This window comes from Luteibacter rhizovicinus DSM 16549 (assembly GCF_001887595.1).
Classification (GTDB): Bacteria; Pseudomonadota; Gammaproteobacteria; order Xanthomonadales; family Rhodanobacteraceae; genus Luteibacter; species Luteibacter rhizovicinus.
This window is the reverse complement of the sequence record NZ_CP017480.1, coordinates 1,818,859-1,831,558: the sequence shown is the minus strand read 5'-3', so window position 1 is coordinate 1,831,558 and position 12,700 is coordinate 1,818,859. Positions and strand designations below refer to the sequence as shown.

At 61.8% G+C, this 12,700-nt stretch carries 20 protein-coding genes; 17 read left to right on the top strand and 3 right to left on the bottom strand.

The window, feature by feature from the left end:
- Positions 1 to 182: 182 nt before the first annotated feature.
- Positions 183 to 947 (top strand): hypothetical protein, encoded by a 765-nt coding sequence (locus BJI69_RS08295; RefSeq protein WP_125903015.1) that lies wholly within the window; start codon positions 183 to 185, stop codon positions 945 to 947.
- A gap of 24 nt (positions 948 to 971) precedes the next feature.
- Here BJI69_RS08295 and BJI69_RS08290 read toward each other — a convergent pair whose 3' ends face one another.
- Positions 972 to 1,586 (bottom strand): hypothetical protein, encoded by a 615-nt coding sequence (locus tag BJI69_RS08290; RefSeq protein WP_125903014.1) that lies wholly within the window; start codon positions 1,584 to 1,586, stop codon positions 972 to 974.
- A 96-nt stretch (positions 1,587 to 1,682) separates the two neighbouring features.
- On the opposite strand from BJI69_RS08290, the gene BJI69_RS08285 reads away from it, so the two are divergent.
- The 16 genes from BJI69_RS08285 to BJI69_RS08210 all read left to right on the top strand — a co-directional run bounded on the left by BJI69_RS08285 (position 1,683) and on the right by BJI69_RS08210 (position 10,748).
- Positions 1,683 to 2,306 (top strand): hypothetical protein, encoded by a 624-nt coding sequence (locus BJI69_RS08285; RefSeq protein ID WP_181016750.1) that lies wholly within the window; start codon positions 1,683 to 1,685, stop codon positions 2,304 to 2,306.
- Positions 2,307 to 2,342: 36 nt separating this feature from the next.
- A complete protein-coding gene (locus BJI69_RS08280) occupies positions 2,343 to 3,161 on the top strand; it encodes an alpha/beta fold hydrolase (RefSeq protein ID WP_211258544.1) in 819 nt (272 codons plus the stop codon).
- A gap of 132 nt (positions 3,162 to 3,293) precedes the next feature.
- Entirely contained in the window at positions 3,294 to 4,058 is a 765-nt protein-coding gene (locus BJI69_RS08275; RefSeq protein WP_046969386.1) for an SDR family oxidoreductase, read from the top strand.
- A gap of 436 nt (positions 4,059 to 4,494) precedes the next feature.
- Positions 4,495 to 5,331 carry an SAM-dependent methyltransferase gene (locus BJI69_RS08270; RefSeq protein ID WP_046969431.1) on the top strand — a complete coding sequence of 279 codons (837 nt, stop codon included), beginning with the start codon at positions 4,495 to 4,497 and terminating at the stop codon, positions 5,329 to 5,331.
- Between the two features lie 48 nt (positions 5,332 to 5,379).
- The gene (locus tag BJI69_RS08265) at positions 5,380 to 5,583 is read left to right on the top strand and encodes a hypothetical protein (protein WP_052767375.1); all 204 of its coding nucleotides are present in this window, start codon (positions 5,380 to 5,382) and stop codon (positions 5,581 to 5,583) included.
- A 24-nt stretch (positions 5,584 to 5,607) separates the two neighbouring features.
- A complete protein-coding gene (locus BJI69_RS08260) occupies positions 5,608 to 5,832 on the top strand; it encodes a hypothetical protein (RefSeq protein ID WP_046980348.1) in 225 nt (74 codons plus the stop codon).
- Between the two features lie 88 nt (positions 5,833 to 5,920).
- On the top strand, positions 5,921 to 6,145 hold the full coding sequence (locus BJI69_RS08255; protein WP_071924907.1) for a hypothetical protein: 225 nt from the start codon (positions 5,921 to 5,923) through the stop codon (positions 6,143 to 6,145).
- A gap of 88 nt (positions 6,146 to 6,233) precedes the next feature.
- The gene (locus BJI69_RS08250) at positions 6,234 to 6,458 is read left to right on the top strand and encodes a hypothetical protein (RefSeq protein ID WP_071924906.1); all 225 of its coding nucleotides are present in this window, start codon (positions 6,234 to 6,236) and stop codon (positions 6,456 to 6,458) included.
- 88 nt (positions 6,459 to 6,546) lie between these two features.
- On the top strand, positions 6,547 to 6,771 hold the full coding sequence (locus BJI69_RS08245; RefSeq protein WP_052767256.1) for a hypothetical protein: 225 nt from the start codon (positions 6,547 to 6,549) through the stop codon (positions 6,769 to 6,771).
- An 89-nt stretch (positions 6,772 to 6,860) separates the two neighbouring features.
- On the top strand, positions 6,861 to 7,088 hold the full coding sequence (locus tag BJI69_RS08240) for a hypothetical protein (protein WP_046968361.1): 228 nt from the start codon (positions 6,861 to 6,863) through the stop codon (positions 7,086 to 7,088).
- A gap of 86 nt (positions 7,089 to 7,174) precedes the next feature.
- A complete protein-coding gene (locus tag BJI69_RS08235) occupies positions 7,175 to 7,399 on the top strand; it encodes a hypothetical protein (protein ID WP_052767256.1) in 225 nt (74 codons plus the stop codon).
- An 89-nt stretch (positions 7,400 to 7,488) separates the two neighbouring features.
- Complete coding sequence (locus BJI69_RS08230) at positions 7,489 to 7,707, top strand: hypothetical protein (RefSeq protein ID WP_052767257.1); 219 nt, start codon at positions 7,489 to 7,491, stop codon at positions 7,705 to 7,707.
- A gap of 69 nt (positions 7,708 to 7,776) precedes the next feature.
- Complete coding sequence (locus BJI69_RS08225; RefSeq protein WP_052767258.1) at positions 7,777 to 7,986, top strand: hypothetical protein; 210 nt, start codon at positions 7,777 to 7,779, stop codon at positions 7,984 to 7,986.
- Positions 7,987 to 8,224: 238 nt separating this feature from the next.
- Positions 8,225 to 8,443: a hypothetical protein gene (locus BJI69_RS08220; protein ID WP_046968362.1), complete on the top strand. Its 219-nt coding sequence runs from the start codon at positions 8,225 to 8,227 to the stop codon at positions 8,441 to 8,443.
- A gap of 221 nt (positions 8,444 to 8,664) precedes the next feature.
- The gene (locus tag BJI69_RS08215; protein ID WP_046968417.1) at positions 8,665 to 8,970 is read left to right on the top strand and encodes a hypothetical protein; all 306 of its coding nucleotides are present in this window, start codon (positions 8,665 to 8,667) and stop codon (positions 8,968 to 8,970) included.
- 41 nt (positions 8,971 to 9,011) lie between these two features.
- Positions 9,012 to 10,748 (top strand): tetratricopeptide repeat-containing diguanylate cyclase, encoded by a 1,737-nt coding sequence (locus BJI69_RS08210; RefSeq protein WP_244465289.1) that lies wholly within the window; start codon positions 9,012 to 9,014, stop codon positions 10,746 to 10,748.
- A gap of 6 nt (positions 10,749 to 10,754) precedes the next feature.
- Here the strand turns inward: BJI69_RS08210 and BJI69_RS08205 are convergent, their stop codons facing one another.
- Positions 10,755 to 12,458 carry a hypothetical protein gene (locus tag BJI69_RS08205; RefSeq protein ID WP_244465290.1) on the bottom strand — a complete coding sequence of 568 codons (1,704 nt, stop codon included), beginning with the start codon at positions 12,456 to 12,458 and terminating at the stop codon, positions 10,755 to 10,757.
- Positions 12,459 to 12,546: 88 nt separating this feature from the next.
- Positions 12,547 to 12,696 carry a hypothetical protein gene (locus BJI69_RS22500; protein WP_154670739.1) on the bottom strand — a complete coding sequence of 50 codons (150 nt, stop codon included), beginning with the start codon at positions 12,694 to 12,696 and terminating at the stop codon, positions 12,547 to 12,549.
- Positions 12,697 to 12,700 lie beyond the last annotated feature (4 nt).

The window sequence follows — 12,700 nt, the reverse complement described above, 5'->3', positions numbered from 1 at the left end:
AGCATCCTCACCTGGCTGGTCGGAGCGACAGCTCGGACTGTACTGCCACGCGCCTTGACTCCCAACCTGGCGTCCGTCACGTGAGGATGGTGCTCGGCAATCCCGTTCCGATATAGAGTCCGCACGGACGGCCCGGGCGATGGCTACCGGACCAAGAGTGACCTGACGGGGGAGCGCGCCGCATGCGGGCAGGACGTGGGTGGATGGCTGGCCTCGCCGGCCTGTTTTTCGTCGTGGCGGCAGCCGCGCAGATGCCGCCCGAGCCGGTGACGAAAGGCGATTATGGAAACGGCAAGGACTTCCGCCTGACGCCGATCGTGGCCAAGGATTCCGCCGGCAAGCCGATCACCGACATTCCCGCCTTCGAACTCGGCTACCGCGATGTAGACGGCTTATGGTTTGAACAAGGTCCACCCACGCCATTCACCGATGTGCTTCCCAAGGCGATGCGCGCTCGGGTCATGCTGGTGTTCGACGGCGGTTGGTCCCTCGTACCCCGCGGCTGGAAGATGGCGTACGCCATGTTCACCGGCGACTCGACCCTGGCCGTGGGCTACGAAGCGCCAGGTGGTAGGCGTGCCGGATGGATGAACGACGGCATGGTGGTCTGCGCCGGATGCGCCGAAGGCTATGCCGCACCCTACTTTCCCCGGACGATGCGCGATCTACGCAATGACTCTGGCGACGACTGGGAAAAGCCTCGCCCGCAGCACCGTCCGCTCCACCTGACCCGACCCGATGGGTGCACCGTCGTCTTCGATTACCGCATGCCTCACTCGCCACCTGCGCGGGAGTGGATGAACTACATCGGTCTTCAGTACGGCGTGTTGCTGAGCTTCGCTATCGCGATGCCCGCGTCCGACAAAGACCTTCGTGACCTGATCTTTGCGAACCACACGAGTGATCCGCAGACGTGCGTCGTGCGGCAGGATCGGGTCAGAGGATAGTGTCGCTTCCGGCGAATCAGCGCCTTATGGCTCGATCGGCGACGTCGATGCCTCGGATGCCTGGGCCTGCCGAAGCAGCCAGCGCGCGAGTGGGTAGGCACAACGCACGAGGCATCCTGACGCGACGATCTGCAGGATGTACATCGCGACGCCGACCTTCCCTTCGGAGCCGAGCCATACAAAAGCCGATACGCCACGTGCCGGTGCCAGCTCGAGGGCATTGAGCCAGAGTCTGACGAAGGGAATAAGCGACTCCTTCAGCCACCACAGTCCCATCAGCATGCAGCCGACCGCCAGCAGATCGATGGTCGAAGGCTTCGTCGCCTCCATCTTTCCGAGTCCGGATATGAGCCAACGGGACAGCGGACCGCTCATGATCCAGATGACCGCCGCTCCCACGAGGAACAGCGCGACCAGAGGCACACCGAACCAGAGCGGACTGCCCCAGGCGGCGGCCATGTTGTAGAGCGCGGCAGCTCGCCAGAACATGTCGATCGCGCCCATGCACAGCGAGAGTGCAAACAGCCTCAAACCAACCGCAACGATCTGTCTTGCCGTCATTCCCTTTCCCCCTTCGTGCATCATCCCAAGGGTATAGAGTAACCTGACTGGGAGGCTGTCCGGGAAGGGCTGGCCCATGTAGATTCGGCGCACGCCATGGCAGGGAGGAAACGGATGGAAGCGACGAGCATACGATCCGTGGGCCACCTGCGGACGAGCGTTGCGAAGCAGCGCGTGGGTATCGCCGCCGTTGTCCTGCTTCTTTTCGCGGGCCTTTTTTCCAGCGGCATCCGGGCGCGCCCTGTCGAGCCGGTCAAACTCACCCTTTGCCAACTGCTAAGCGACCCAGGCCGTTACAACCACGACATGGTCGAGATCACCGCTTATGTCGAGCACGACTTCGAGAACTTCACCATGCCGATGGAAGGCTGCCCCTCGCAGCAAGGCTTCGGCATGGGGTTGTGGCTCGAATACGGTGGAACGCAGAAATCGCAAACGAAGTACTGCTGCACGAACGACATTGGTGCGGACCGCAATGAGCCGTTGGTCGTCGAAGGGATTACCTGCAACCTGGTAGCAGATGCGACCTTCGAGCAGTTCCAGCGCCTCTTACAGCAGCGTGGCCCCAGGGCCGTGACCGCCACCGTCGTCGGCCGGTTCTTCGCCGGCGAACGAATGTCGTTGAATCACAAGGTCTCATTCTGGGGAGGCTACGGTCACATGGGCGTTTTTAGCATGGTGGCCATTGAGCGGGTGCTCGCCGTCCAGCCGGCGACGTTTCGCTCTCCGGACGCGAAGCCGGCAAGCTTGTCGACGGCCCCGCTTCCGCCCATCGATCCGCAGACCGTGGAGCCTTGACGCTACGATGTGGGCCTTCCAGAGGAGGGTATGACCTTGGAAACGCGATTCACTACCTCCGGCGTCCGCATGCGCCTGCACTCGTCCCGACCGGGCGACCTCAACTGGCTGCTGCTCCCCGGCGGTCCGGGCATCGGGTCGGAAAGCCTGCAGGAACTGGCCGACGCGATGGACGTGCCGGGGACGATCTGGCTCGTGGATCTGCCGGGCGATGGCTCGAACACCGGTCGCCAGCACGACGACCCGTTCCGGCTGTGGCCACACGTATTGGTGGAGGCCGCGCAGGAATTGCCGAACGTCGTGTTTGCCGGCCATTCCACTGGCGGCATGTATCTGCTCGCCACGCCGGAGGTTCGCGAGCATATCGTCGGCCTCGTGCTTCTCGACACCGCGCCCGATTGTGCGTGGCACGCCGAGTACGTTCAGATGACGCAGGATCACCCGCTGCCACGATTCGAGGAAGCGCTGGTTGCCTACGGGCGCGACAACAGCGTGGCCAACCTGACCACGCTGGTGCTGGAATCGACGGAGTGGAATTTCCAGCCGTGGGCGATCGAGACCGGTCGTGCACTCCTCGCTCGCATGCCTTACAACCGCGAAGCGGTCGAGTGGTCGGATGTGAACTTCGATCACACGTATAAGGCCCGCTGGTGGCCCACCGATATACCCGTGCTGCGCCTCTGGGGCGCGAACGATCGCATCGTCAGCCAGCGCGGCTGGGATGATCCAAGCTACGGCACGCCGAACGTCCTGACCTGCGAAGTACCCGATGCCGGCCACTTCCCGTGGATCGAGAATCCGGGTGTCGTCGGTGAGGCATTCCGCGAGCTGTCACGGCGGCTCCTGGCGAGGTAGTCGCGGCGATTGTTGCCGCGATGGAACCATTCCCGTGCCGTCGTCGGACCTACTGCCTCCCTCCCCGCATCCGTAGCATCAAGCCGCATGCCGGCTTCTTCGGCATCCGCCCGATGCGAACGCGAGGTAGGTATGAACATCCTGGTCATTGGTGGCTACGGCCTCGTCGGCCGGAACGTCGTGGCGCGACTCCGGGCAGCGGGGCACGAGACCACCGCCGCCTCACGGTCGACGGGCGTCGATGTCACGACTGGCAAGGGGCTGAGGCAGGCACTGGCCGGCATCGATGTAGTGGTCGACGTCAGCAATTCGCCTTCGTTCGACGACATCGCGGCGTTTGAGTTCTTCAAGGCCGCGAGCGAACACCTCCTCGCGGCCGAAGCCGAAGCCGGCGTGCGCCACCACGTTTCGCTTTCGGTCGTCGGCACCGGCCTGCTCGACGACAGCCACTATCTCCGGGGCAAGGCCTTGCAGGAAGTCCTCATCCGACACTCGGGCATCCCGTTTACGGTGGTGCACGCGACGCAGTTCTATGAGTTCCTCGTCGACATTGTCAGCTCGGCCGTGCGCGACCAGACGGTGCGGCTGTCGTCGGCCTTCATCCAGCCCGTCGCTTCCGACGATGTCGCGGCGGTGATCGCCGAGGCGGCGGTGGCGATGCCGATCAACGGCTCGATCCAGGTCGCCGGGCCCACGCGCGAGCGCCTGTTCGACATCGTCCAGCGCTTCCTGCTCGACATCGAAGCGCCTTGCGACGTCATCCTCGACGCCGACGCACCGTACTTCGGCGCCATTCTGGACGAGGACGTCCTGTTGCCCCGTGCGGACGCAACGCTTGGCACGCGGGGGTTTCAGGAGTGGCTGGAGCAGTCGGAGTATTCCCGCGTGAGGTGGTAGCGCGGGCGCCGGCTAGGTATCCGATGCCGGCAACCACGCGATGCATCTGGCCGATCAGCCGGGCCGTGCCGCTCAAGTCCGGCAGGGGCCCGACGCGGATGCCGACGTCCACCGCCTCGCGGACCATGTCCTGGGGACGGCATGCCGACCCGGAGCACGCCACGCAGCTCGCCGTCTCCCGCACGCTGTTCTCGGCGTCCTCGATAGCCGCAAGAATCGGGTCCATGCGCGCAAGAAATTCCTGTCCAGCTTCCGTCGGCGGCTGCCCCGGCATTTATGCGTAACCGGCATGGATGCTAGCCCGCAAGCTCTAAAGGCGCCACATAAAGCGCACTCGGACTATGCAATTTCGGCAAGACAAGCGAGCCGTCGAAACGTTGAAAAAGTTGTGCGGCCGAGCGTGCTTCCGTCGCGGAACTTCGCCTACTATCACGCGATGAACACACCTCTCGTAGCACCGCCGAAAGATACGCGCCAGGGCAGCATCGCCATCGTTGGCATGGGCATGACCCTGGGTTCCCACCTCACCCCGCTGTCCCGCAGCCATATCGAACAGGCTGACGTGATCTTCGCTGGCCTCTCGGACAACATCGTCGAGCAGTGGCTCCAGCGCATGAACTCCGACGTGCGCAGCCTGCAGCCTTATTACAAGGAAGGTAAGTCGCGCCGGAAGACCTATGAAGAATGGGTCGAACTGATGATGGTCGAAGTCCGCGCCGGCAAGCGCGTCTGCGGCGTCTTCTACGGCCACCCGGGCATCTTCGCCTGGTCGCCGCACAAGGTCATCGAGGTCGCCCGCGCCGAAGGCTTCCAGGCCCACATGGAGCCGGGCGTCTCCGCCGAGGACTGCCTCTACGCCGATCTGGGCATCGACCCGGGCACCGTGGGCTGCCAGCACTACGAAGCCGGCCAGATTCTTTTCTATGAGCGCCGCATCGATCCCAGCAGCTACCTCGTCCTGTGGCAAGTCGGCCTGGTCGGCGATCGCTCTCTCGCCCGCTTCACCACCAGCGGCGCATACCGTCAGGTGCTGGTCGATGTGCTGGCCAAGGACTACCCACTCGACCACGAGATCATCATCTACCGCGCGGTGACCCTGCCGATCCAGAAGCCGCGCATCCGCCGCATTGCCCTGCGCGACCTTCCCTTCGTCGACGTGCCGACCGAAGAGACCGTGGTCATCCCGCCGGCCGCCGCGCTCAAGCCAAACCATGAAATTCGTGAGCGGCTTGCTGCGTTGGACAAGCTGGAGCAGGAAGCGGCGACCGCCTGAACTAACCGCTCAAACCATGGCGTCATCAACCACAGTAAGGGGAAGTACATGCTGGACACGATTGACATACTGGAAACGATTGGCAGCGATGCATCGCTGCGCCACGCTCACACGGACGCGCTGAGTGCGGCTCTGGAACAGCTTCACGCCTCACCTGCCCTGACGTCCGCTGCCGTAACGGGCGATAGCTCTGAGCTTTTCGCGGAGCTGGGCGTCAAGCGAATGTTTCTGCCGCAGGTTTCACAAGTCTAACTGCCGCACTTCACGGGGAATACGATGCTGGACACACTTGAAATGCTGGAAGCCATCGGCAGCGACGCGTCGTTGCGCTATGCCTCGACGGCGGAGCTTACCACCGTGCTTGAACGCGGCAAGGCGAGCGAAGCGTTCACCGCGGCTGTTGCATCAGGCGATGCCACCCGCCTGGACGAGGAATTTGGTCACAGGAAGATGTACCAGCCTCAGGCTTCGCAGACGTTCCTTTCGTCCGAACTGGGCTGATTCGTTTGATCGATGGACACCTAGGTGCTGTGATCCAGGTTAGTAGGGTCACCGCATTTTCATATGCACCATCACAGGAAGGAAGGACATGCTCGACACACTTGAAATGCTCGAGGCTATCGGCAGCGACGCATCGTTGCGCTATGCGTCGACGGTAGAGCTCACGACCGTGCTTGAACGCGGCAAGGCCAGCGAAGCGTTCACCGCGGCTGTTGTATCCGGCGATGCCTCCCGCCTGGACGAGGAGTTTGGTTACAGGAAGATGTACCAGCCCCAGGCCACGCAGAGCTTTTGTTCTTCTGAACTTAGCTGATTCGTTTGATTGATGGGCACCAAGGTGCGGTGATCCAGGTTAGTCGGCCCACCGCACTTCCACATCCACATTCGCCGGAAGGAAGGACATGCTCGACACACTTGAAATGCTTGAGGCTATCGGCAGCGACGCATCGTTGCGCTATGCGTCGACGGTAGAGCTCACGACCGTGCTTGAACGCGGCAAGGCCAGCGAAGCGTTCACCGCGGCTGTTGCATCCGGCGATGCCTCCCGCCTGGACGAGGAGTTTGGTTACAGGAAGATGTACCAGCCCCAGGCCACGCAGAGCTTTTGTTCTTCTGAACTTAGCTGATTCGTTTGATTGATGGGCACCAAGGTGCGGTGATCCAGGTTAGTCGGCCCACCGCACTTCCACATCCACATTCGCCGGAAGGAAGGACATGCTCGACACAATCGAAATGCTCGAGGCCATCGGTAGCGACGCGTCGTTGCGCTATGCGTCCACGGTGGAGCTCACCAACGTGCTTGAGAAAGCGCAGGCAAGCGCGGCCTTCACGGCTGCTGTTGCAAGCGGCGACACCTCTCGCCTTGATCAAGAATTCGACGGACGGAAGATGTATGCGCCTCAGGCCGTCCAGACGTTCCTCGCGTCCGACCCGGATTGAATCGCATCGTCAAACCAAGACACGTCACATAAATTACGACTCGGCACGCCTCTCAGGCGAACCTACAATCACAGGAAGGAAGTGGAGACATGCTCGACACACTTGAAATGCTTGAAGCCATCGGCAGCGATGCGTCGTTGCGCTATGCCTCGACCGTCGAGCTGACCACTGTGCTCGAAGCTGGACGGGCAAGCGACGCGCTCACCGCAGCAGTTGCTTCCGGCGACTCGTCCCACTTGGCCCGGGAGTTCGGCAACATCAAGAATTTCTCACCCCAGGTCACCCAGCAGATATTCGTCTCGTCCGACATCGACTGAATCACTCGTTGATTTGCTCACACCGGCGACGTCGGTTTGAGCCACGGACCGTTGTACGCCGCCAACGATCACGGTAAGGAATGGACATGCTCGACACAATCGAAATGCTCGAAGCCATCGGTAGCGACGCGTCGTTGCGCTATGCGTCCACGGTGGAGCTCACCAACGTGCTTGAGAAAGCGCAGGCAAGCGCGGCCTTCACGGCTGCTGTTGCAAGCGGCGACACCTCTCGCCTTGATCAAGAATTCGACGGACGGAAGATGTATGCGCCTCAGGCCGTCCAGACGTTCCTCGCGTCCGACCCGGATTGAATCGCATCGTCAAACCAAGACACGTCACATAAATTACGACTCGGCACGCCTCTCAGGCGAACCTACAATCACAGGAAGGAAGTGGAGACATGCTCGACACACTTGAAATGCTTGAAGCTATCGGCAGCGACGCCTCGTTGCGCTATGCGCCGACGGTGGATCTTGCGAGCGCACTCGAGAACGCCAAGGCAATCGAAGCACTAACGGAAGCCGTTGTGTCGGGCGACATCACCCGCCTTCGCCAAGACTTTGGCGGCTCGCAGATGCATGCGCCGCAGATTTCCCAGAGCTTTTTTGACCGACCCTAACTGTAGCGTCTAGTTAGTGATCGATCTACCGCCAGAAATGACTACGTCAACCACAGGAAAGGAAGCGACATGTTGGATACGATCGAAATGCTCGAAGTCATTGGTAGCGATGCCTCGCTGCGTTACGCCTCGGCCGTTGAACTCACGAACGCGCTCGAACAGGCTGAAGCCACGGAGGCACTAACCGCCGCCGTCGCATCGGGTGATTCCACCCACTTGCTGCGGGAACTAGGTAGCAAGCGCATGTACTTGCCGCAAGTCATCCAGAGTTATTCGTAGTCGAATTTGAACCGCCGCTCTCAATCAGGCTCGCGCGACCGAGGCCCTTAGTTCGGCCGTCGCGCACGGCGACGCTTCGTACCTGGCGCGGGAACTTGGCAACAATCGCATGTATCTCCCACACGCCATCCAGACCTTCTCTCAATCATCGACCATGATCGCGAGGCAGGAGGCGCATTCGGTGTCACTGATGCATTTGCAAGCTCCCACGCCCCCTGACAACCATAGGAAGTGACATATGTTGGACACAATCGAAATACTGGAAGCTATCGGCCGCGACGCCTCGTTACGTCACGCATCCAAGGCGAAGCTCGCCGACGTGCTCTCGAATGCCCATGCCTCTGAAGCCCTTGCTTCGGCCGTCAAGTACGGCGATGCCTCCCATCTGGCGCGGGAATTCGGCACCGCCGCAAATTTCGTGCCGCAGGCCATCCAGACCTTCTTCGCGCCGGGCTAACCCCCCCCGCCCCCGGCGCTACCGTTTGCCATCGCCGCTGAGAAGGGGCTGGAGCCACTGATAGGCGTCCGAACTGCCGCGCGGAAGGCTACTATCACCGGGTGAGCGCGGCCAGCCGCCCGGGCGCCTCGGGTCGGATCCTTGAGTTGCCATGGGCGGCTCAAGAAATCCGCGGTGCTGCCGTCATCGTTTTTGATGCAACCACGCAAACAGGGGACCACATGTCAGACACGATCGAACTACTCGAGGCCATCGGCCGCGACGCTTCCCTCCGCCACGCCTCGTCGGAGCACCTGGCAAACGTGCTCCAGGAGTCGCAGGCTTCTGCGGGCCTGACGGCCGCGGTAGCGTCTGGTGACAGCTCACTGCTGTCCGAAGAGCTGGGACACAAGCACATGGATCTTCCGCAGATTGTCCAGGTACCTGGGCACGACGAGGATGACATGGAGTCAGGTGACGGCGACTCGTCAGACAAACCGTCGAAGCCCGATGACGGAAAGCAGCCGTCTGAAGAATCGACCAAGTAGGAATGGCTCGGCTGCTGAGCCGCATTTGGCCGGGGGTCGCTATGGCGGCCCTGGCCTTTTGCGCGATCACGCAGCCCTCGTTTGCCTCCGCGACCGACCATGCCGGATTCCTGGACGAGACGGAAAGCCTGCGAACCAAGGACCACCCACAGTACGTCCAGCGACTTGCGCAGCTGCATCAGGAGGCCAGCAGCCTGACCACCTCCGAGCAATGGCATTTGCGCTATCTCGATGCGTGGGAGGCCATGTTCGAGGGCGAGTACACCAAGTCTGAAAGCCAATTCAACGAAATCATCGACCATTCTGGTGACCCCGTATTGGCGGCAAAGTCGTCGGCTCTTCTCCTGAATAACCTTGCGATCAATCGGCGCTACGAAGAGGCCTTCGCGCTCGCAAATCGGCTAACGACATCATTGCCCGTGGCGACGGATTCGCTAGCTCGATCAATGCTCGTTTCGAACCTCTCGCAAATGTTCAACATGGCCGGCCAAACGGATCTCGCGATCAAGTACGCGGACATGGCCGAGAACTCGATCCCGGCCGGGGAGACCGACTGCCATCCGGCCCTGATCAAGGCAGCTGCGCTATACAACGGAAAGCGCCTGACCTCGTCCAGCCGTGATCTTCAGAGGGCCGTGGATACATGCGTTGCAGCACGAGAATCAGTCGGCACTAATAGCGCCCTACTCCTGATGGGGAGCCTTTTCCTTGACGAAGGTCAGCCATCGAAGACCATGGCGCTCCTTGACCGCATCGGTCCCAGCCTACGCATCAACCACTACTCTCCACACGATCAATCGGCGCAGCTTCAACGAGCGCAAGCTTATGCAAAGCTGGGCAACGACGAAGAAGCCAGGAAAGCTGCTCTGGCCGTGTTAGCAATGAATGGACCCGACGACATCAGCGAATGGCTTAAAGAAGCCTACGATGTCCTCTATCGCGTGGAGAAGCGGCAGGGAAATACCGCCGCGGCACTCTCGTACTACGAGCATTTCGTTGCGCAGGACAAGGGCTACCTCAATGACATCAGTGTCAGGAGTCTCGCCTATGAAGTAAGCCAGCAGCATCAGATGGTGCAGAATCTCGCAACAGAGAGCCTGAGTAAGCAGAATCGCATCCTTCGCTTGCAGCAATCGCTCGATGCCAACACCGTTTCGACGGGCCGTCTGTATATCGCCCTCCTCCTGGTCAGTCTTGCATCGATCGCCCTCCTGCTTTTCCGCGTTAAGCGATCTCAGCTCCGCTTCAAGCGAATGTCCACGCTAGACGGCCTCACCGGCATCCTCAACCATCAACACTTCATGAGCGAGGCCGAGCGTATCCTGCGGGTTCAGGAGAAGAAGCTCGGTAGTGCCTGCCTTATCTCCATTGATCTCGATCACTTCAAGCAGGTCAACGACACGTATGGCCACGCCATGGGCGACATCGTGCTTCAGCACACAGTGGCAGTCCTTCAGGATGAGCTCCGACCGATCCATATCTTCGCTCGCCTCGGTGGCGAGGAGTTCGGCATCCTCCTCGTAGGATGCACGAGCAGTCAGGCCATGGCGACAGCACAGCGACTTTGCGTCGCTATCGAAGGATCTCCCGTCGAAGATGACGGCCGTGTGGTGTCGCTCTCGGTCAGTGTGGGCGTTGCGTCCACGGATCGCTGCGGCTTCGAGCTGTCACGCCTCTGCCGCGAGGCAGACGCCGCCCTCTACCGCGCCAAGCGCGCCGGCCGCAACCGCGTCGTGGCCGATACCGACACCGAAAACGACACCCTCAGCGCCGCCTGAATCGCGCTACAGCTTGCTGTGCTCCACCTGCCGCTCGCGCTGCATCAACGTCCACTCCGCATGCTCCGTCAGAGCCGCATCCCCCAATGACAGGAGGATCGAACGCTGTTGCGCCGGGTCTTGCGTGCGATCGAGTGCCGCCCGCGCGCTGGCGAATATCCGCTGCATGAAGCGGTACTGGCGGATCAGTTCGCGATCGGCTTTGCGGTAGGAATAGGCATCGCGTACAGCGGCGATGATCGACAGCACGGCCATGATCGTGACCAGGGTCACCTTGGCTTCCTCGCCCAGCTTCAGCGCGAACACGGCGAGGAACACGCTGATGGTGATACCGCCCCACAAACTCACGCGACCGATCGTCTCGGTGATGTGATGCACGCCGCTGCGTTCGGCACTCTTGCGTTCGTAATAATTCAGCTGGCCCGACTTACCGGACTCGCCGACCCACTCGGCGATGACCTCGGCGAGTGCCGCGTCGGTCGGCGCTTCCGGATGCGTCGATGGATAGAGACTGGCGGCGCGCATCACGTTGCGGATCCAGCCGAGCTCGATGTTCTGCTTTTGCAGGAAGTTGTCGTGCGCGAATTCGTGATCCGCACTGGCGACGATGCCGGCGCGGCGCCAGCATGACTGAATGCGCAAGCCTTCCGCGAGCGCGCGGTAATCGAGGTATTTGCGGTGCCATCCGCGACGATGCGCGAGCAGGGCCACGATCCCGCCCGTCCCGAACATGGCGAGGAACAGGTAGATCAGGAAGTTGTTGCCCGGCAGGTGCGCGTAGAAGGTGAAGGCGATCCCCATGAGGCCGGCCAGCGTATAGGTGAGGCGCATGGCCATGATGACGCGGCGTCGGAAGTGCACAGCGAGCCAGTCCGCGGCGTGAAACAGTCGGTCGATCTCCGCGGTTGCGCCGGTCGGCGAGCCGGCCATCTCGCGCGGTGCTTCGTCGATGGTCTCGGCATGCCGGGCGCATTCGCTGTTGAACTCGGCCATGCGCGAGAACATCAGCCGGAAGTCGTCGGGCAGCGTTGCCTGGAACGCCATGTTCTCGGCGCTGCGCCAGCCGGCCTGAAGCGGTTGGAGACCACTCGCCGGCCCGTCGTCGTCGCGCGAGCAGACGATGTGATACAGCAGACTCTCATCGCTCCCCGTCAGCACGTGTCGTGAATGCGGATGTCGCAACACCAGGCCCGGGGGTGCACCGGTGAGGTGGTAATGCACGATCTGCGCGGTGCCGCCCAGCCCCGCGGCTTCATTGCCGTCCCAGATCGTGAGCAGGACGTGGCAATGACTGGCGATGTAGACACCCGCCTTGGCGTACTGACGGTCTCGTGCGGCACCGTGCGAACCGATCACGTGATGTGGCTGCTCCATCAAGCGGGGCAGCAGTACGACCTCGGCACGACTGCACAGTGCTTCGAAATTGGCGCGAACGGCGGGTGTGGAGAAGTCCTCGACGTACAAGGCGCGCGGTAACGGCAGCGGCGCAATCAAGCGTGCGCCAACAGCCAACGCCTCCTCGGCGATCAGTTGATCGCCACCCTCGGCCAATGCCGAAAGCAACACCAGCGGCAACCCGGGAAACTCGGCCCGCACCTGGGTGAAGAAAGCACGCACACGCTGCCGGATCGGCTCGATTTCATCGGCGGGAATATCACGATGACTGGTCACGCCGATCACCAGCGGTGTCATCGCGGGTTTTACGTGCACAGACCCTCCAGGCGGCGGCCGTTGCCGGTCACCGCCGCGGGAACCGATCGGGTTCCTGCCGCCTGGATCGGTGCGTTGTCGCATGGGCCTAGGTGTTCTTGATGCCCGGGCTGGTGGTCACCCTCGACGGGCCACCGCCACGCTCTTCGTCGGCATCACGCTCACGTGCGTTCTCGTTCTCTTCGTCGAGGGGGTCGTTCGGTTGGTCCTGGTCTTGTTGGTTACCTAGCTTGGACATGACG